Source organism: Actinoplanes sp. NPDC089786 (genome assembly GCF_040684855.1).
GTDB lineage: Bacteria > Actinomycetota > Actinomycetes > Mycobacteriales > Micromonosporaceae > Actinoplanes.
In genome coordinates, this window is the sequence record NZ_JBFBGU010000011.1 from 157,625 (window position 1) to 177,300 (window position 19,676).

Here is a 19,676-nt window from a genome sequence, read left to right on the forward strand (position 1 = left end):
GAGTTGAGTGGCGTCCACCAGTTATCGCCCGAGGCCGCGATCCGGCAGGATGCGTTCATGACCGACGATGCGCGGCACCGGCTCCTGGAAGAGATATTCGCGTTGTTCGACGCGTTGATGAGCGCAGGCGATGGCGGGCCGGACGACGTGGTCAACCTGCTGGATACGATAAATGGGCTGAACCGTTGATACGTCGGAACTCGGGGATGGCCGCAGCCGCCGTGTGCCAACCCCACGGGTGTCAATAGGGCACAGGGAGGGTGCAGCAGACCCCGTCGGTGTCGGCGGGGGTGGACTTGTGGTGCCCGGTGATGATGACGCCGTCGAAGTCAGACGAGATGGCTTGTGCCCCGTTGGCGGTGAAGTTGGCGAAGACGCCCGAGCCTGAGTCGGCGCTGGCCAGGGCCGCGTCGGGCCGCCTGAGTGAGCTGGATCGTACGGTGTCGTGCCGCCTCCGGAGCTGAGCCCCTGTGGAAACACCGCGGCGGCTGTCACGGCTGGGCAGGCGGCCGCGGGAATCGCTTGAGTCCGGTCTGTCCCGGCCGATCAGGAACTCTGGCGATCGGAGGGCCCGTGCGCCGGCTGGGGGACAACATGCGGCTTTCGAGGGGTACGGCACGGGCGGTCGCCGTGGTCGCGGTGGTCGTCGCGACGATGGCCGCCACGACGCCACCGGCGATGGCCGTCTCCCGGCCCACCGCGGCCACCGGCAAAGCCTGCACGATAGTCGGTACCGTGCGCAATGACCGGCTGGTCGGGACGTCCGGGGCTGATGTGATCTGTGGCCTGGGCGGCAACGACACCCTCGACGGGCGCGGTGGCAACGACACCCTGGACGGCGGCGCCGGCGGTGACACCCTGCTGGGTGGCGCCGGCAGCGACCGGCTGGTGGGCGGCGCCGGTACCGACCGGGTTTCCTACGGTGACCACTCCACGCCGGTGATCGCATCGCTCGACGGCCGGCCCAATGATGGCTCCGCCAAGGAGGCCGACGCCATCGCCGGTGACGTCGAGGGACTGGTCGGCGGGTCGGGGGTCGACACCCTCACCGGCAACGCCGGCCCCAACCAAATCACCGGCGGTAGCGGCAGCGACTACCTCTACGGGGCTGGTGGCAATGACACCATCCAGGGTCAGGACGGCAACGACCAGCTCGACGGCGGCCCCGGGCCGGACCTGGTCGTCGGCGGGAACGGTGACGACTACTGCACCTCGGACGGAACCAGCAGCGCACTTGACTGCACCGTCTCACCGGTGGTGACCAAGCCGCGCAAGGTGGCGTTCGCGTTGCATGTGGTGACCGCTGACGACGAGCCGATCCCGGGGCTCATGGTGAGCTTCGTGGGTGCGGGCCCGGGTACGCCCACCGACTCCGACGGCCGGTTCAGCGTCAACCGGATGACCGGCCACACTCCGATGGAGATCCGCGGGTCGATGCCGGGCTACGCCGGTTTCGTGTACTTGGTGAGCTACTTCAACCTCGTCGACGACACCGATACGACGATCCGGCTGCCGCGGCTGGTGCCGGTCACGGTGCACGCCACCGACGTCGATGGCGCCCCGCTGGCCGGCGCCGCCGTGGATCTGGACACCTCGGCTCTGGAGGGCCGGCTGTGGCCCGGCGGCCCGCAGTACCAGCTCGGCGGCAGCGCCACACCACCGCATTGGTCCCCGATCCGCACCGACGCCGACGGCACGGCCACCATCCCGGTGCTGGCCGGCTCGACGGTCAAGGCCGGCGTCAGCTACGCGTTCGACGGCGACGTCGGAGTCGGATCTTCGCCCTGGACGAGCGAGGTGACCGAGCCCGTCGAGTTGAGCGTCGCGGTGGTCCGGCCGAAACGGGTGTCGTTCACGGTCGAGGTGCTCGACGGGGCGGGCGAACCCGTTCCAGGGCTGACGGTCAGCTTCACCGGCGCGGGCGCCGGCCGGACCACCGACGCTGACGGCCGGCTCAGCGTGAGCCGCCTGGAAGGGCCGGCCGCCATCGAGATCCGCGGTTCGCTGGCCGGCTATCGGGGCTTCGTCTACCTGGTCAGTTACTTCACCCTCACCGACGACCAAGTGGCGACCATCAAATTGCCGCGCCTGGTGCCGATCACCGTCCACGTCACCGATGTCGATGGCGCCCCGGTCGCCGGCGCGGTCGTAGGCCTGGACACTGGTGCGCTCGACGGTCAGCTGTGGCCTGGTGGCCCGGACTACCAGCTCGGCGGTAGCGCGACGCCGCCGCCGTGGAATCCGGTCAGCACCGGCGCCGACGGCAGTGTCACGATTCCGGTGCTGGCCGGTTCGACGGTCATTGCGAACTCCGGCTCGATCGTCAACGGCAAACCCGGATCGGCGTCCTCGGCACCTGCGGCGAACGTCACCGAGGCCACCGATCTGTTCGTCAAGGTGGTCCGATAGGTCAGGCATCGGCCGTGGCCAGGCGACTCGAGAGTATGCGCCCGGAGGCGACGCTGAGCTTCCCCCGCTTCGATGGAGCGCCCACCCCTTGGAATAGGTCATCTAGGCGATGCGCCAGTGGTCGCGCGGGCTCCAGGCCAGCGCCGCGAAGATCTGGACGACCGCAGACTGCTCCAGGGTCTGCGCGGGAACGTTCGCCGGGTCGGGTGCGCCGCCGCCGCTGGCCTGGAAGTGGAACAGGCCGGTGGCCGGGTCGCGGTTCTCGGACCACAGCCGGGCGGCGTACCGCTCGAATACGGCCCGGTGCCGCGCGTCCGGAGCCTCCGAGGAGAAGAGCAGCAAGTCGTTGAGCAGGTACGCGTTGAAGATGGCGGGCTGCTGGTAGAGGCGATCGTCGGTGGTCCAGTAGTCCAGCGCGCCGCGCGCCGCGGCGACCGCCTCGCGGAGGTAGGAGCGGTCGTGGGTGGCCCGGTAGAGCAGAGTGGCCGAGGCGATCATCGCGCCTGAGTTGTAGGTCCACAGCGTCTCGTTGACGACGCCGTCGTAGGAGATGTCGTTCCAATACAGGCCGGCGCTCTGCCGCAGGCAACGCTGGTTCCAGCCGAACAGTTTGCGGGCGAAGTCGAGATCGGCCCGCTGGTGCCGGATCAGGTAGAGATGGGCGGCGAGCTGGGCGCCGAGTCCGGTGACATTGGCGGCCCGGAACGAGTTGTTCGCCGACTCGACCCATTTCTCGCCGCCGGGGCAAGGTCGCGACTGGTCGTTGTCCCAGCCGCGCTCGACCGCCTTCAGCGCGTCGACGGCGTGCGGGATCAGCCGGCTGTCGCCGGTGGCGTGATAACCGCGCACGAATTCCAGCCCGACGATCGCGTTGTCGTCGTAGAACAGGTCCCCGCCGGTGCCCAGCGGCGGCACGACGTAGGACTGGTAGCCGGCGCTGCCGGGCATGCCGCTGAAGTACGCGTCGAAGCCGGCGAACCGGGTGGCGAGGTCACGCCGGCTCACCGGGCTGTCACCGCGCGCCTCGTGCAGGGACAGGGCCGCGGTGACGGCTTCGCGATAGGGCCAGAGATACGAGTACGGGTTGTCAGCCGGCTGTTTCGGATAGTTCTCCTGGTAGAGCGGGTCGACGTAGAGGTGCTCCTGCAGCGACCGGTAGGCGGCGGTGGCCCGGTCTTTCCAGGTGCCCGCCGCGGCGGCGGGCACAGCACCTGCCGAACCGGCCAGCAGCGCGGCGAGCCCGGTGGTGACGGCGAGACGGATGGCGTGGCGCATGCTCACTCCTCGGTGGTGGGAAAGGTCAGCAGCACTGCGGTGGTTCCGAAGGCCGGCACGGTGGCGGTGACCTTCGCGTCGTGGATCTCCAGGGCCGAGCGGGACTCGCCCAGATAGGTGGCCGTCCAGGCGGCGCCGGCGGGGAAACCCGGCGTGATCGTGCAGTCCACCGGGGCCGAGGCGACGGATCGCAGCCGCACGAGGACCTGCCCGGGCGCCGGCGTGGTGAGCCCGGCCAGCCGCACCCGATCGTCGGAGAGGGTGACGGCCGGACCGGCGGCGGCGATCGGGCCGGTCGGGGCGGAGGCCGGCGCCGGCACCGCGGCGAGCGGGTTGGTGGCGTCGGCCGCGACCCGGGCGGCGAAGGCGGACGTCGTGTCAGGGCTATCCGACGGGCTTGCCGTGACGCGGTACCGGAACGTCATCTCGAACGCCTGCCGGCTGGGGAAATTGGTGTCCCACAGGTTGTTGTGCACCCAGGAGTAGATGGTGCCGGGCTCGTGTGACGGCGTCGATACCGGGAACGGCGCGTACGGCACGGCGATCGCGCCGAGCTGGACCAGTGGGGCGTCGACGGTCACCCAGGCCGCCCCGAAACCGTCGGCGTGCAGACCGATCCAGTGCCGGACGGCCTGCATGTGGGCGGCTCCGCCGGGCACGTACGGCAGGTCGGTGCCGTTGACGGTCGCGGTGGCGTCGATCCGGAGGACCGGGTCCGGGAACGCGAACGGGAACGCGAAGAAGGCGCTCTCCTTGGCCATCGTCGCGGGCTTGGCGATCCGGTTCTCGATCTCCAGCACGCCGGTGCCGGGTCGCAGCGTCAACGTGGTGCGGACCCAGTCGGCGCCCGGCGCCACGGATTCGTAGGTCAGCCACTGCCGCACCGCGGTACGGCCGGCGTCGACCAGTGCCGCGGGCCGGGCCGTCCCCCGGGACCCGAGCAGGGCCAGGTTCGCCGTGGCCTCGGTCTTCGACGACTGGTGGTTGATGCCACCGGCGGTCGCGTAGTGGTCATACACGTACGCGTTGAATCCGAAGGTGCCGCTGGGGTCGACGAGCTCGGCGCCGGTGCGCTTGTCGATGATCGAGTGGATGGCCGCGGTCGCCAGATCGACCTCGACGCGCAGCTCGTCGTTCTCGAGCACGGATCCGGCGGGTGGTGGCGCGGCGGCCGTGGGTGGGCCGGCGTCGACCAGGTCGAGGCGGAGGACGCCCAGCGGCGGCACGTCGTCCACCGCGATGTGCAGAAACCGCCCGGCCTCCCGATGCGTCGGGTTGAGCTGCGGCGTCTCCTCGACCGGCAGGGACTTGCCGGTGCGCGGGTCGGCCACCGACAGCGGCGTCTCGATCGGGATGCGGCTCTCCGGCACGAACGCGGTCACCACACCGGTCCGCGCGTGCGCCGCGGGATTCACCACGTACAGCGCGGCGCCGCCGTCCAGCGTGCCCGCGAGCCGCGCCACCGCCCGGGTGAGCAGCCGCTCGGCGTCGTCGTGCGCGGCGAGTGCGGTGTGGTACTTCCAGTGCCACTGCTCCTCGCCGGAGTGGGTGTGGTCGTCGCCGTGCGTCCAGGGGTCCGCCGCACCCCAGGTATGCTCGTCGAAGAGCGAGGCGTTGAGGTACACGCCCCGGGCATCGGCGGTGTCCGTGGCCGCGCCGGGCGCGCCACGCAGGCCGGCGATCGTGCTGACCGTCTGGGCGTCCGCCACGGCGGCCTGGGCACGCCGGACGAGTTGCAGCGGCCGCGCGGCGGAGCCGATGCCGTCCGCCCACCAGTCGTTCCAGCTGCCGGTGAAGGACGGCAGCCGCTCGCTGTACCGGCGCTCGGCCTCAGTGAAGAAGTCCTCGTTGTGCGAGAGCCGCAGGCGCGGATAGGCCCACTCGGAGTTCCACCGCCGTACGGTCTCGGCCATGATCCGCCGCGGCGGCGCGTTGTCGCCGAAGCGTCCCTGCACCCGCAGGTGCAGGATGTCCCACGGGTACGGCGGCCGGTGCAGGGGAGCGTCGGGAACCGGGAACCCGAAGGCCCGCCCGTCGTACGGGTACGGCCGCGTGGCCAGCGCTGTCAGGTACGCCGGCAGCAGGTCGTCGACCATGTCGTAGGAGACGTCGAAGCCGAGCACCGACCCCTCCATGTAGGCGAGCCCGTGCGGGGTGTCGGTGGACCAGACCAGCACCCGTTCGCCGCTGGGCGCCCGCCACCAGAACAGACGTGGCACGTCCTGCCCGCCGGTCAGGTGCGGCACCGACCGGCCGGCCCAGTTGTGGGCGACGGACAGGTAACGCACCCCGTTCTCCGCGAGCACGTCCACCAGCCCGCCGACCGCGCCGGGCACGTCGGTCTGCATGGCGGCCCGGATGTCCACGCCGTGCCGGCGGCGGATGTCGCGCGCGATCCGCAGCAGTTCGTGCAACTCGTCGGTCGAGCAGGTCTCGGTGTGCAGGTTGAACGGCATCGCGGTGAGCTCGATCCGGCCCTGCCGCACCCGGTCGATCATGTCGGCGACGGCGGCCGCGGGCCGGTTGGCGCACCACTGCTCGAACGACCACAGCGACTCCACCGACCAGCGGAACCGGGCGTCGTCCGGCCAGTCGTCGGTCTCCCGGATCAGGTCGAGTGCGGAGTCCAGATAGGACAGATGCTCGGCCAGAACCCGGCCCTGGGGGTCGGTGTACCCGATGTCGAGGTGGGAATGGTGCACGAGGTGGACGTCCCAGTGGCGGACCGGTGCGAGCACGAGCTCGATGCGCTCGCCGGTCGCGACCTCGGGCAGTTCGACGGTGATCGTCTCCGGCGCGGCCACCTCACCGACGAGCAGGCGCAGGCCGTCCGGCGCCGCGGCGACACGGGCCGGGATCTCGGCGCCGGACGCCGAGCGTACAAAAGCCTGGGTCAAGGCCCGGCCCGCGCGGACCCGGACCGATTGCAGCAGCGCTCCCGATGCGGTTCTTCGCAGCAGCGGCTCGGCCTGCACCCGGATCGGCCCGGCCGACGCCGTGGTGGCCCGGTTCCGCAGGTCGTCGCGGGCCAGGTCCCAGTCCCAGGTCGACCTCGCGATCAGTGTCTTGGTGGTCACCGGGCGCCTCCTCGGGGATCAGATGTTGGACTTGAGGCTGGTCACGAAGAATCGCTGGAAGCCGAAGAACAGCGCGACGGTGGGCAGCGACACGACCAGGGCGGCGGCCAGGACCGCGGGCTGGCCGACGGCGCTGAAGTTGCCCTGCAACCCCGCCAGCGCGGCCATCACCGGCTGCACCTCCGGGCTCAGCGACAGGGTGATGCCGAAGAACAGCTCGTTCCAGATGTAGACGAACTGGAACACGAACGCGGCGGCCATCGCGGACCGGGAGAGCGGGACGTGGATCGACCAGAACAGCCGCAACCAGCCGGCGCCGTCGATCCGGGCCGACTCGGTGACCTCCAGAGGCAGTGTGGTCAGGTAGTTGCGGACCACGAACATCGCGAACGGGATGCAGATCGCGACGTAGACGATGCCCAGGCCCCATGGGGTGTCGTACAGGTTGGTGGTGGAGGCCGCGAGGAACAACGGCCGGGCGAAGACCTGCAGCGGCAGCAGCGTGCCGGCGTAGATCAGCCAGAACCACAGCGCCTTGCGCCGGACCGGCATCACCACCAGGGCGAACGCGGCCAGCGTGGCGATCAGCACGGCTGCCGCGGCGCAGACCGTGGCGTAGAGCAGGCTGTTGCGGGCGGCGTCGGTGAAGTCGGCGGCCTGCCAGCCGGCCTCGATGTTGTCCCACAGCGCGAAGCTGCCCGGGAACCACCGGGCGGTTCCCGAGTAGGAGTCGTTGGAGACGGCCGCGTTCACGATCAACAGGTAGGTGGGCAGCAACCAGATCAGGCCCAGCGCCACCACAACGACATTGCGCACCACCCGGCCGGGGGTCAGGTTCCTCATCGGCTGCTCCTCAGATTCGAGCGCAGATAGATCCACGAAGCGCCGACGACGACGATCGTCAGCACCACCGCGATCGCCGAGCCCTGCCCGGCGTCCTGGAGCAGGAACGTCTCGCGGTACATCGACAGGGCGAGCGTCTCGGAGCTGCGGGCCGGGCCGCCCTGGGTGAGCACCCAGATGACGTCGAAGGCGCGCAGCGCGTTGGCCAGCGTGATGCCGACGACCACGACGGTGACGGCGCGCAGCTGCGGGAACGTGACGTGCCGGAATCGCTTCCAGCCGTCCGCGCCGTCCAGCGCGGCCGCCTCGATGGTCTCCACCGGCACGGTCTGCAGGCCGACGAGGAACAACACGACCGCGACGCCGGTGCTCTGCCAGGTGCTCAGCAGGATGGCGCTGATCGTGTTCTGCGGCCAGAGCAGCAGCCACTGTGCGGTGAGACCGTCCAGTCCGGCCGCGATCAGCAGCTGGTTCACGGCGCCGTTGGTCTGGAGCATGAACGCGCCGACCACGGCGACCGCGGAGCCGGAGATCGCGTACGGCAGCACCACCGCCAGCCGCGCCCAGCGTCCCCATCTCGTGGCATTGGTCATCACCGCGATGGCCAGGCCCAGCCCGACCGGCAGGACCAGCGACCCGACCACCCAGATCAGCGTGTTGACCAGCGACCTGACCAGGATCGGGTCCCGGAACATCTGCGCGTAGTTGGCGAGCCCGGTGAACTCCGGGGCGATGCCCTCACCGAAGAAGCTGCGGTGGAACGTGATGGCGAACGGCGTCAGGAGCACCACCGCCACGCATCCGACGGCGGGGAACAGGAAGGCCGCGCGGGACGCCGCGGCCCGGACCGTCATCCGGCCTGCTTCTTCCAGGCGGCCCACTCGGTCACGGAGGTCTTCTGGATCGCGTCGAGTGTCTTCGGGCCGGTGCCCGGGTCGACCATGAACCCCTGCAGCTCGGTGGTCGCGGCCAGCACCAGCTTGGACGGGAAAGCCTCGTAGAAGCGGTTCAGCAGCACCGGCTTGTCCTGGGCGACCTGGGTCTGCAGCTTCTTGATCAGCGGGTCGGTGGAGGGGACATCGGGATTCGCCGAGCTGTCCGCGAGGAAGGTGGACCAGACCGTCTGCACCGACGGGTCGAGCCAGTTGCCCAGCTGCTTGACCGCGTCCTCGCGGTTCGGCGCGTTGGTGGGCACGGTCCACGCGCCGCCCTCGACGAAGGTCGACCGGGGCGCGCCGGGCGTCACGGTCGGCATGAAGAAGGCGCCGTAGTCCTTGTCCGGCGTCATGCCGGCCAGCTTGAGGTTGCTGTTCTCCCAGGTACCGACCGGGAGCATGGCCACCTTGCCGGATTTCATCATCGCCGGGGCATCGGCGAGCTTGACGTCGGCCGGGGTGGTCCAGCCCCTGTCGATCCAGCCCTTCCAGATGGCCATCGCGTTCTGGGAGACCGGGTCGGTCCAGGCCGCCTTGTTCTGGGTGAGCTTGGCGTAGAAGTCGGGGGACTGGGCGGCGACCAGGGTCTGGTAGGGGATGAACGACGTCCAGGTGTCGGACTGGCCGGTCCACAGCGGCGTCACGCCGTTCTGCTTGAGGGTGGCGGCGGCCTTCTCGAACTCGGCGAACGTGGTCGGCGGCTCGATGTCGTGCTCGGCGAACAGCGGCTTGCTGTAGAACACCACCCAGTAGGACTGGTACATCGGCAGGCCGTACACCTTGCCCTGGAAGGTGTAATTGGGCTTGAGCGCCGGGTCGACCCAGCCCTTCTGCTCGGCCGAGTTCCACACGTCGGTGAGGTCGGTCAGCAGCCCGGTCGAGGCGAGGTCCTGCAGCTTGTATCCGCTCCACCACTTGACCAGATCGTTGGTCTTCCGGGTGGTGATCGACGTCCGCACCACCTGTTCGTAGTCGGAGGTCGACGGGACGCTGACCGGTTTGATGCCGCGGCCGGTGATCTTCTGCAGCGCCGTGCCGGCGTCGACGAAGCCCTTTTCCCAGGTGGGATTGTCGGAGTAGAGGGAGAGCGGGCCGGCGCCGCCGGCCGGCTCGCTGCCGCGCCCGCAGGCGGCGGCCGACGTGACCGTGAGCACCGCGGTGAGAAGCGCGCTGGCTGTCCGTTTCGTGATCCGCATCTCCGGCACGGTATCGCTACCATAGACACTAGGCAATACGTTGGAAACAAATCCTGCTGGGGCACGGAGATGTGGACTGGGCAACTCTGGTACCGATACCATCGCCGGGGTGGTTGACCAGATGAGTTACGAGTCCGAGCCGATCTACCCGCCGGCGACGGGTGCCGTCCGTCGCGGATGGGACGCGGTCCGCGACGTCCTTCCCCGCCCCGGCGCGGTGCTCGCGATCGACGGCCCGATGGTGCAGGACTGGGCCGCCGTGCTGGCCGCGCTGCCGCCCGATGCGTTGCTCGTCGACATGCGCACCGCGACGGTCGGCTGGGATCAGGTGCGCAAGCGCACCGAGTCCGCCCGCGAGCTGGCCGGCGACCCCGACTTCGCCACCCTCGCCACGGGGACGCTGGCGGATCTCATCGACCGGGTGCCGCCGGTGCCACGCGACCCCGGCCGGCTGACCGTGGTGTTCGGCCCGGGCGCCGCTCTGGCCGGGCACGACGAGCTCTGGTATGCCGACCTGCCCAAGCGGTACGCGGAAAAGGCGACGATCGACGGCCACGGCCGCAACCTCGGCCGGCCGGCCGGCGAGGCGGGTGACACGCGGCGCCTGTTCTATGTCGACTGGCCGCTGCTCGACCGGCACCGCGACGCCGTCGCCGCAGACCTCACGCAATGGCTCGACCTGCAGGATCCGGCCGATCCGCAGCTGCTCGCCGGCGCCGATCTCCGCGCCTCGCTGGCCTGGCTGTCCCGTCGTCCGCTGCGCACCCGGCCGACCTTCAACACCACCTCGTGGGGCGGGCACTGGGCGCAGGAGCAGCTCGGCATGAATCCCGGCGCACGCAACACCGCCCTCGGGTACGAGCTGATCGGACCGGAGAGCGGCATCCTGATCGGCATCCGGGACGGCGGCGCCGTCGAGGTACCGTTCCAGCTGCTGGTCGCGTCGCACCCGGAAGCGGTGCTGGGCGAGGCCGTGCACCCGCGGTTCGGCACGTCGTTCCCGATCCGGTTCGACTACCTCGACACGTACGGCGGTGGCAACCTCTCCGTGCACTGCCATCCGCGGCCGGACCGCATGCGTACGGTTTTCGGCTGGCCGTACCCGCAGCACGAGACGTATTACATGATGGTGGGCTCGCCGGAGAACGTGGTGTACCTGGGACTGCGCGACGGCGTGGACCTGGCCGCCTTCGAGCGCCAGGCACACGCGGCACACGACCACGGCGAGCCCTTCGACATCGAACGGTTCGTGCAGCAGCACCCCGCCGACGAACACCAGCTGTTCCTCATCCCAGCCGGCACCCCGCACGGCAGCGGCAAGGGCAACGTGGTGCTCGAGGTCAGCGCGACGCCCTACCTCTACTCGCTGCGCTTCTACGACTGGCTGCGCCGCGACGCCGACGGCCGGCAGCGCCCGGTGCACGTCGGCCACGCGTTCGGCAACCTGGACACCAGCCGCACCGGGCCCGAGTCGCGCGCCGATCTCGTCCAGCGGCCGCGGACGGTCGAGGCCGGCGCCGGCTGGCGCGAGGACCTGATCGGAGCCCTGCCCGAGATGTTCTTCCAGGTGCACCGCCTGGAGCTGGCGGACGGGGCGACGGCGCCGCAGGACACGACCGACCGTTTCCACGTGCTCAACGTGGTGGCCGGGCGGGTCCGGATCCGGACCGGGCTCGGCGAGCACCTGGTGTCGTTCGCCGAGACGCTGGTGATTCCGGCGGCGGCCGGTCGCTACACGGTCACCGCCCTCGGCCCGGCGGGAGCGCGTGTGGTGAAGGCGTTCGTCCGATGATCGCGGCGGTCGAGCTCGGCGGCAGCCACGTCTGCGCGACCCGGGTCGATCCGGCCACGTGGACGGCCCGCGACGATGCGCCGCCGGTCTGGCGGGTGGATCCGCAGGCCGGAGTGCGAGACCTGATCGGGGCGCTCACGGTCGCGGCGCGATCGGCCGGGCCCTTGCGGGATACGCCGTTGTGCCTCGCCGTTCCCGGCCCGTTCGACTATGCCGGGGGCGTCGGCCGGTACGCCGGGGTCGGGAAGTTCACGACGCTCAACGGCGTCGATGTGCGCGCCGCCCTGACCGAGGCGCTCGACGGGCAGCCGGCGGAGATCACGTTCGTGAACGACGCCGAGGCGTTCGGGGTTGGGGAGTGGGTCGCCGGGGCCGGCCGGGGCCTGGACCGGATCGCCGGGATCACGCTCGGGACCGGCGTGGGATCGGCCTTCCTCGACCGCGGCCGGGCTGTGCGGGACGGCCCGGCGGTGCCGCCTGAGGGCCGGGCCGACCTGCTGGAGATCGACGGCCGCCCGTTGGAGGAGACGGTCAGCACCCGGGCGGTGCTCCGGGCACACGGGCGGCAGGCCGCGGGTGTGCTGGAGGTGATCCGGGCCGGGGACGCCGAGGCCCTGACCGCCTACCGCCGGCTGGGGAGCGCGCTGGCTCCGTACGTCCGCGGTTTCGCCGCCCGGGCCGTCGTGGTCGGCGGCGCGGTGACCCGGTCGTGGGACGTGATCGGGCCTCTGTTCATCGCCGGGCTGGCCGACGGCGGTGCCGAGGCGGAGGTGCTGGTCGCGGCCCACCCGCGGACCGCCGCGCACGTCGGCGCCGCCTGGCTGACGCGGCGGGGGACGGCGCCGTGATGGCGATACCATCGCAGCGATGAACCCGACGATGCGTGACGTCGCCGACTACGCGCGCGTCAGCCCGATGACCGTGTCGCGCACCCTCCGCGACGACCCCGGCGTCGCCCCCGAGAAACGCAGCCGCGTGCTGGCGGCGGTCGCGGCCCTCGGTTACCGGCGCAACGAGGCCGCGCGCACCCTGCGGGTCGGCGGCTCGACCAAGCTGCTCGGCGTCATCATCACCAACATCGCCAACCCCTTCTACGCCCAGCTCGCCCTCGGCATCGAGGACCACGCGGACAAGCGCGGGATGCGCGTCGTGTTCGCCAACTCCGGCGAGAACACCGACCGGGAACGCCAGCTGGTCCAGGATTTCGCGGCCCGCCGGCTGGACGGCATCATCGCGGTGCCGGCCGCCAACCAGCACGACCACCTCGACCCGGCCGGTCTCGCCGCCGTCCCGGTGGTGCTCGCGGCCAGCCCGCCCCACCGGATCAACGTGGACGCGGTGCTGCTGGACGACTTCGGCGGCACCTACGAGGCGACCAGCATGCTGATCGCGCGCGGCCACCGCAACATCGGTTTCCTCGGCCTGCCCGCGGCCACCTGGACCGGCTCGGAACGCTACCGCGGTTATGTGGCGGCGCTGGAGGCGGCCGGACTGGCGGTGCAGGACCGGTTCGTCCGCCGGAACCAGCCCCACGTCGCGGCCGCGGTCGAGGCGGCGAACGCGATCCTCGACCAGCCCGACCCGCCGACCGCCGTCTTCGCCGCCAACAACCGCAACACCATCGGTGCCTACCGCGCCATCCGGTCGCACGGCGGCACGACCGCCCTGGCCGGTTTCGACGACTTCGACTTCGCCGACCTGCTCGACCTGCCGCTGATCGTGGTGTCCTATGACGCCCGTGAGATCGGCCGGGTCGCCGCCGAGTTGGTCTGCGGCCACATCGACAACCCGTCGTCCACCCCGCTGGCCCGCCGGGTGGTCATCCCGACCAAGGTCATCGACTACCCCAACGCCGCGTCCTGAGAATTGGCCATGGCCCCATCGTCGCCTACCAACGGGTCCAGCGCGTTGAGCGTCAACGTGATCAATCCATCCTCGCCCCCGGGCGGGCTACACCTGTGAACCGCTGGTCTCACCGAACCCTGACACCCAGGATCCCCGCCGCCCGGCGCCTGGGGGTGGTGCCGGCCTCGCTGGCTGACGTGGCGGCGAGTTCAGCGGAGAAGACGCCGGCATCCTGACCCGCCGGTGCGACAGGACGTCGGTCAGCCGATCTTGTGCCGGCCGTGGGCGGGCGCGTGGGTGGGCGGCACGATGCCGAACATTTGGCACACTGCCGTTTCGATGGTGAGCTGGAACAGTGACCAGAGCGCCTGGTCGGGCTCGGTGGGCAGCAGGCGGGAACACCTCGGCGGCGGCGTCCTCGGCGACGACCGCGACAAGGTGTCCTCCCGCGGCTGGCGAAGGGCCTCCGCCGTCATCGAGATGTTGTTGATTCGCGATCATAGGCGCATGAAATTCGACGCCACTACGCCATACGGCAGCACGCACGAGCAGCAATTCCGTCTTCTCCCGATAGCCCATCCTGAAGACTTCGTCGTAGCGGCAGATCAGGATGACAGCCATGGCGACGGAATCTCAAACGGCGGTGAAGTCAGAAGTTCGAGCTAGCCTGCCCAGCTCGGCCTGTCGGCTAAAGGAAATGCCGCCTGTCTGACGCCGTGGAGGGCGAGCCCTTCGAGCCGTATCGCATCAGGTACGAGGCTTGCTCGCGGTCCGACTGATTAGGTGAGAAGACGGGTCGAGGAGTTCTAACTCGAGGCTGCTGGTGGCATCATGATGGCAAAGCTCCAGACGCTGTGAGCCATCGGGACAGACTGGCTCATTCACTGATGCCCCTCAACTACGGGTGATGTTGGCGGTCCGGCGACGTCCGGATTTGCCGAGATGAAAACGTGTAGACCATTGCCTGACGCGGTAAATCCAGTTCGTCAAGCCTCGCGTGGGAATGCTTTTTGAGCTGGCGGGCGGTCTTGTCCATTGCTGTTCTGTCGTACCCCGCTGGCAGTATCGGAGAGATCGGACGTTGGTTCATAGCGAGGGAGTGTGGGTGGATATCCGGAATAAGGTCGCCCTGGTGACCGGCGCGTCGGTCGGGACTGGTCGGGCCATCGCGCGGCGCCTCGCCACAGAGGGTGCCGCGGTCGTGCTGGCGGACATCGACTGTGTGGGTGGGGAGCAGACCAGGCGGATGATCAGGGACGCCGGCGGTGATGCCCGGTTCATCGCGGCCGACATGTGCTCAGAGACAGGCATAGCGAGGATGATCGATTTTGCGGTCACCGAAGCAGGCGGCCTGGACATCCTGGTCAACAACGCCGGCGGTGGCGGGCACGTCCCGCCCCACTTCCCCGACGCCACCCCGGCACAATGGGGAGCGCTGCTCGACTTAAACCTGCGTGGCCCGATGCTGGCTACCCAGCTGGCGATCACGGCGATGCAGGGTCGACACGGAGGTGTAATCGTCAATGTGGCCTCCACCGCCGGTCTGGGACACCGTTCGTACCAGTCCCCCGAGTACGGCGCGGCGAAGGCCGGGCTCATCCGGTTCACCTCGTCACTCACCGGCCTGCGCGAACGAACAAACGTTCGGGTCGTCTGCATCGCGCCCGACTGGGTGGGCACCGAGCGAGCGCTGCGCGAGCTCGCCGCCATGACAGGCGCGCAGCGGGCCACCGTCCCGGATCCGATTCCAATGGCTCAGTTCACCGACGCCGTGGTTGAACTGGTCCGCGACGACCGTCTCGACGGCCGGGTTCTTGTCCTACTGCCTGGTCAATCCGCCCAGCTTCTCGACCAGATCTAGCATCGCCGCCAAGGCTGGGGTTGACCGGCCCCGGTACAGGACACACGGCCACAGCGTCGGGCAAGGGCACGTCCTGATCTGCCGCTGGTAGAGCGCGGTGGGATCGGCTGGCTAAGTTCGGTAGCTGGTGTTTGACGGCACCTGGAGCGGTCGGATGTGTTATCCACAGCTCTTTCCACAGGGCTCTGTCGGCCGTGTTTCTGCGGGCTGCGGCGGTTGTGGCGGCAGGCTTGCTGTGCCCCGCGCGTGGTTGGAGGGAAGCAGTGGGGTGCAAGGCGATGCCCCGTGCTCGGCCGGTACCGTCGGTGTCGACATCGGCCGCCAGCGGAACTAGGGATTGATGATGGGTTGGACTGAAGCTGACGGTGATGCATTGAGCCATTTTGAGCCATTTTCATCGTGCCGGTGCCGGTGCCGGTGCCGGTGCCGGTGCCGGTGCCGGTGCCGGTGCCAGTGCAGGTCGCGAGGGCACGCAGTCTGATGTGGACATAAGGCGAGGCTCCCGGTAAGACAGCAGTCGACCAAGATCCGATGCCCCAACCGGGAGCCTCGCTGTGCTGTCTTACCCTGCTGCGATTCCGCTGTCCACCCGCACCCTGAACCACCTCGCCGACCTCATACGGGCACACCGCACCCAGCGCCGTTCCCGATGGCGACGCCTTGATCCTGGCCGGCAAGCCCTGCTCGCCCTGGCCCACCTGCGCAACGGCGACACCCTGACCCGCCTGGCCTGCGGATTCGAAATCGGCGTCACGACGGCCTGGCGATATGTCCGCGAAGCCATCGATCTGCTCGCCGCCACCGCAGACGACCTGGCCACTGCGATGGCCCGGATCCGTCTGCTGGCCTACGCAATCCTCGACGGCACGTTGATCCCGATCGACCGGGTCGCCGACCAGAAGCCCTACTACTCCGGTAAGCACCGCCGTCACGGCGTGAACGTGCAGGTCATCGCGGACCCGGTCGGCCGGCTCATCTGGGCGTCGGCGGCTCTGCCCGGCTCCACCCATGACCTGACCGCCGCCCGCATCCACCAGATCATCGAAACCCTGACCAGGGAAAACGTGATGACGTTCGCCGACAAGGCCTACCAGGGCGCCCGCGGCAGCATCCGAACACCGTTCAAACGCCACCGCTCCCGGCCGAAACTGTCTCGCTGGCAGAAGAAGGTCAACCGCGCCAATGGCGAACGCGCCAACGCGACCCTCAAGACCTGGAAAATCCTGACCAAGCTGCGGTGCTGCCCACGCCGCGCCACCGCGATCGTGCAGGCCATCCTCGTCCTACACCACGTCGAAAACCCCATCTATGCAGGATGAAAACGGCTCAATGCGTTGGATGGGTTCGGCGCCGGTGTGATGATGGTGTCGTGTTGATCGAGGAGTTGTCGTGCCTCGCGGATGACCCGGCAGATTGTGGATCGGTTGCTGTGTGACAGGTGTGCCAGCGTGTCGGGAGGCGGAGACAACCGCAGGTGCAGGATGGTGGCCAGGACCCGGTCGGGGAAACCGAATGTGGATGGGCGCCCGGATCGTGGGGCGTGGGGCCGGATTCCGTTGTGGCCGGCGGCTTCGACGGCTTGTTGGTGGGCCGCTTTCGTGTGGCTTCACGCCGACCGTCGACGATGGCTTCGAGCGCGGCGGTCAGTGCGGTCGGTTCGTCGGGGGTCATGCCGGTGAAAGTGGGATGTGACAAGGACTCCGGTGGCTCGGCGGGGGTGCTGGTGGGTGCCTCGTTGTCGGGTGTGGCGGGGTGCAGGGTGTAGTTCCAGTCGCCGTGGAAGCACTGCCGGCCAGGGTTCTTGAAGTCTCCGAGAAGTTCTTTCTTCTTCGTATCGACACTGATCCCCGGCTGACCGGCGTCTCGGTGAGTACGGGCCTGTTCGTTGAGATAGGTGAACTGCCCGTCGCGGTCCGGGTGTTGCTTGCCCTCCAGGGTTTTCGTGTTGCTCTGCAAGCTGAAACCGTCTTCGCGCAACAGATCAGCGACGACGTCGGCGGAGACCCGATGGCCTTGGCCGGTCAGTTCGCCAGCAAGGTTCCGGGTCGATTTCGTGGTCCACCGCAGCGGTGACATCGGATCACCGCGCTCGTCCGGCTCAACCATGGCCATCAACGCTAGACGCAACCCGGGATCGAGGTCCACGACCCGTTTGCGGGCCCCCGCCGGGCCTACGCGTTGACCCAACGGCACAGCACCGGCGTCGAGTTCATCGACGCCGAGCGCGACCGTCGCCTCCCGAACCCCGGCAGCCCCGGCCACCGCCCGGATCCCGCCATGGCCCAGCACCCGCGCCTCGGCACCCATCAACAACCGGCGCTGCCGCTCATCCAGATGCGGAAAGATCGCCTGGAAATTCGCCACCAGTTGCTCTTGAACCCCTGCCATCACACCCATAACAGATCAACGGACCACAATCCGGCAAGCTACGGGTTATTCCTCTGCGAGCCCTTAGCGGCCCGATCCGGTGCCGTGCGAGCTATCGGTGTGCGTCCAGCATGATGCCGAGTTCGGCCGGCGGAGTGCCCTTGCCTACCCGCGGCTAATCGCTGTTTGCCAATCCTAGTCGTCCCTTGTGGAGAGTGTTGGTGCCGTCGGCGGCGTGTCATGCGCACGGCGGTAGTCAACCCATTTCCAGCTCGGGGTCGACACAAACGCGGTCACGTCCCGCGTGCTTGGCCGCGTACACCAGTTCGTCAGCCCGGGCGAGCAGGGCACTCGGCACAATATCGCCCCTGGTCGCGGTCATACCGATGCTTACGGTGACGGTAAGGTCGTTTGCGAGCTTTTGCCACGGATAGGCCGCAATATCGTGCCGGAGCGCTTCCAGATGGGGCGCCGCCGCCTTCGGGCCGATCCCGGGCAGGATCAGCAGGAACTCCTCGCCTCCCGTGCGGGCCGCGAACCCGGGGAACTCTGCAGTGGAGGCCGGTACGGCCGCAGCCAGTAGACCTGCAATGACGACGAGGGCCTGATCGCCGATCTGGTGGGAGAACGTGTCGTTCACACGTTTGAAGTGGTCCACGTCAATCACCGCCGCTACCAGCGCCACACCGACGCGTTCTGCGTCATCGATCATCGCGGGTAGGTGTTCGTCCAGGTGACGACGGTTCGGCAGTCCGGTGAGCGGATCGTGCCGGGCCTGCTCCCGGAACCGTGCGGCGTCCTCGCGCGCCTCAGCGGTTTCGAACATCGCCTGACGGGTGCGAGCCTGCGCCTCGCGCTGCTGGGAGATGAGTTCAATGTCGGCTGCGTAGAACGCCTTGTGCGTCAGAAAGGCGCGCTCGAATTCGCCGCACGCGCCGTACAATTCGGCCTGTTCCTGTAGGAGCTGCACACTGATCTTGGTTAGGTTCCGCTCGTCGCACAGGAGCCGGCAACGATCGAGCGTGTCCTGCGCGGCCGCGGTGGCCCCCAGGTGGCGTTGGGCCACCGCGAGGGTCGCCATGAACTGGGCCAACGAGTCGACCTCCTGCTCCCAGCTACCGGAGCATGCGTGAATGCTGGCCCTGGCGGCCTGCTCGGCTTCGGCATACCGGCCGATTGCGATCTGGACCTGCGCCACGGTGTCCAGGTAGTTGGGGTTCAACTCGGATTGGTGCTCTGCGGCGACCGTCTGCAGCCCTTGGACCACCTCCCACGCGCGCTCAGCATCACCGGCCTCGAGTTCCGAATAGGCCAGATTGTTGAGCACCGCCAACTGGCGCTGCACGTCACCACTGGCTACCGCGAACCGCTCAGCCTGCTGGTAGCGCTTGCGGGCCTGCTCGAACGAGCCCGTTGCGTTCAGCGCCCCGCCAAGGGCCATGAGGTAAGCCGACCGCGTGCGAGCCGGCGCGGAGTCTTCCAAGTGCTGCACCGCGCTGACCGCGTGTTCAAGGCAGGCCGCCATATCACCGAGAGCGTAGAAGATCCGCGCCGACAGCCGGTCGCTGCGTGCACGCAGCGCGCGGTGATCATGTTTGGCGGTCCACGCGTTGACTTCCCAGAGGACACTCGCCACCGCAGTGGCCTGTCCCTCGCGCTGCCACATGTCCGCCTGCAACAGGCGCGCCCGCAGGCGCAGCTCTGAATCGCCCAGGGCTTTTGCGGCCCGCTCGATCTCGGCCGCCTTGGCCAGGACGACCAGAACGTCGAAGGCGAGTGGGTCCTCAAGATCATCGAGCTGGGTGGCCAGCTCATCCGCGCGGCGGATCGGGGTGGCCTCGGGGTGCCGCGGCTCGCACGGCGAGGCGCTCAAAGCGGGCGCCATCGGCGCGTGCTCCGAGCCATCTACCGCCGGCCACTTTCTCACGGTGCCCCAATCGGCGCCGCGGCCGTGAACGGTAGAAGATTGAGGTCGTGATCTGATCCTGGGCCGGCCCGCGGGTCCGATCGCGAATATCGTGGCCACCGTCCTCGATCTCGCCCTCCGCCCACGACCGGACAGTAGTGTCCTTCGCT

14 protein-coding genes and 1 pseudogene are annotated in these 19,676 nt (G+C 69.1%); 8 read left to right on the plus strand and 7 right to left on the minus strand.

Translation table 11 applies throughout. The features are described from left to right. The first annotated feature begins 57 nt into the window (after positions 1 to 57). Positions 58 to 189: a hypothetical protein gene (locus AB0O15_RS28195; protein WP_364324086.1), complete on the plus strand. Its 132-nt coding sequence runs from the start codon at positions 58 to 60 to the stop codon at positions 187 to 189. A 384-nt stretch (positions 190 to 573) separates the two neighbouring features. After that, positions 574 to 2,409 carry a calcium-binding protein gene (locus tag AB0O15_RS28200; RefSeq protein WP_364324087.1) on the plus strand — a complete coding sequence of 612 codons (1,836 nt, stop codon included), beginning with the start codon at positions 574 to 576 and terminating at the stop codon, positions 2,407 to 2,409. Positions 2,410 to 2,511: 102 nt separating this feature from the next. Here AB0O15_RS28200 and AB0O15_RS28205 read toward each other — a convergent pair whose 3' ends face one another. The 5 genes from AB0O15_RS28205 to AB0O15_RS28225 are packed head-to-tail and all read right to left on the minus strand — an operon-like array spanning position 2,512 to position 9,735. After that, positions 2,512 to 3,684: a glycoside hydrolase family 76 protein gene (locus tag AB0O15_RS28205; RefSeq protein ID WP_364324088.1), complete on the minus strand. Its 1,173-nt coding sequence runs from the start codon at positions 3,682 to 3,684 to the stop codon at positions 2,512 to 2,514. 2 nt (positions 3,685 to 3,686) lie between these two features. Next, the gene (locus AB0O15_RS28210) at positions 3,687 to 6,761 is read right to left on the minus strand and encodes a hypothetical protein (RefSeq protein WP_364324090.1); all 3,075 of its coding nucleotides are present in this window, start codon (positions 6,759 to 6,761) and stop codon (positions 3,687 to 3,689) included. 18 nt (positions 6,762 to 6,779) lie between these two features. Beyond that, positions 6,780 to 7,604, minus strand: coding sequence for a carbohydrate ABC transporter permease (locus AB0O15_RS28215; RefSeq protein WP_364324092.1), 825 nt, complete (start codon positions 7,602 to 7,604; stop codon positions 6,780 to 6,782). Then, positions 7,601 to 8,458 (minus strand): sugar ABC transporter permease, encoded by an 858-nt coding sequence (locus AB0O15_RS28220; RefSeq protein WP_364324094.1) that lies wholly within the window; start codon positions 8,456 to 8,458, stop codon positions 7,601 to 7,603. The genes AB0O15_RS28215 and AB0O15_RS28220 overlap by 4 nt, the downstream gene beginning before the upstream one ends. Further along, positions 8,455 to 9,735, minus strand: a complete 1,281-nt coding sequence (locus AB0O15_RS28225) for an extracellular solute-binding protein (protein ID WP_364324096.1) — start codon at positions 9,733 to 9,735, stop codon at positions 8,455 to 8,457. Before AB0O15_RS28225 ends, AB0O15_RS28220 begins: the two co-directional genes overlap by 4 nt. Positions 9,736 to 9,856: 121 nt before the next feature. Here AB0O15_RS28225 and AB0O15_RS28230 point away from each other — a divergent pair, with 121 nt between their 5' ends. The 6 genes from AB0O15_RS28230 to AB0O15_RS28255 all read left to right on the plus strand — a co-directional run bounded on the left by AB0O15_RS28230 (position 9,857) and on the right by AB0O15_RS28255 (position 16,552). Next, positions 9,857 to 11,527 (plus strand): hypothetical protein, encoded by a 1,671-nt coding sequence (locus tag AB0O15_RS28230; RefSeq protein ID WP_364324098.1) that lies wholly within the window; start codon positions 9,857 to 9,859, stop codon positions 11,525 to 11,527. Then, positions 11,524 to 12,375: an ROK family protein gene (locus tag AB0O15_RS28235; RefSeq protein ID WP_364324100.1), complete on the plus strand. Its 852-nt coding sequence runs from the start codon at positions 11,524 to 11,526 to the stop codon at positions 12,373 to 12,375. Before AB0O15_RS28230 ends, AB0O15_RS28235 begins: the two co-directional genes overlap by 4 nt. Positions 12,376 to 12,394: 19 nt before the next feature. Continuing rightward, positions 12,395 to 13,390: a LacI family DNA-binding transcriptional regulator gene (locus AB0O15_RS28240; RefSeq protein WP_364324102.1), complete on the plus strand. Its 996-nt coding sequence runs from the start codon at positions 12,395 to 12,397 to the stop codon at positions 13,388 to 13,390. Between the two features lie 225 nt (positions 13,391 to 13,615). Continuing rightward, positions 13,616 to 14,038: a hypothetical protein gene (locus tag AB0O15_RS28245; RefSeq protein ID WP_364324104.1), complete on the plus strand. Its 423-nt coding sequence runs from the start codon at positions 13,616 to 13,618 to the stop codon at positions 14,036 to 14,038. 439 nt (positions 14,039 to 14,477) lie between these two features. Continuing rightward, entirely contained in the window at positions 14,478 to 15,233 is a 756-nt protein-coding gene (locus tag AB0O15_RS28250; RefSeq protein ID WP_364324107.1) for an SDR family NAD(P)-dependent oxidoreductase, read from the plus strand. A gap of 554 nt (positions 15,234 to 15,787) precedes the next feature. Then, a complete protein-coding gene (locus tag AB0O15_RS28255; RefSeq protein WP_364324109.1) occupies positions 15,788 to 16,552 on the plus strand; it encodes a transposase family protein in 765 nt (254 codons plus the stop codon). Positions 16,553 to 17,030: 478 nt separating this feature from the next. On the opposite strand, the pseudogene AB0O15_RS28260 reads toward AB0O15_RS28255, so the two are convergent. Together AB0O15_RS28260 and AB0O15_RS28265 are read right to left on the minus strand one after the other, a co-directional pair. Next, a pseudogene (locus tag AB0O15_RS28260) lies at positions 17,031 to 17,621 on the minus strand (ISAzo13 family transposase); the annotation flags it as partial. A 235-nt stretch (positions 17,622 to 17,856) separates the two neighbouring features. Then, positions 17,857 to 19,485, minus strand: a complete 1,629-nt coding sequence (locus tag AB0O15_RS28265) for a diguanylate cyclase (protein WP_364324111.1) — start codon at positions 19,483 to 19,485, stop codon at positions 17,857 to 17,859. Between the last annotated feature and the right edge of the window lie 191 nt (positions 19,486 to 19,676).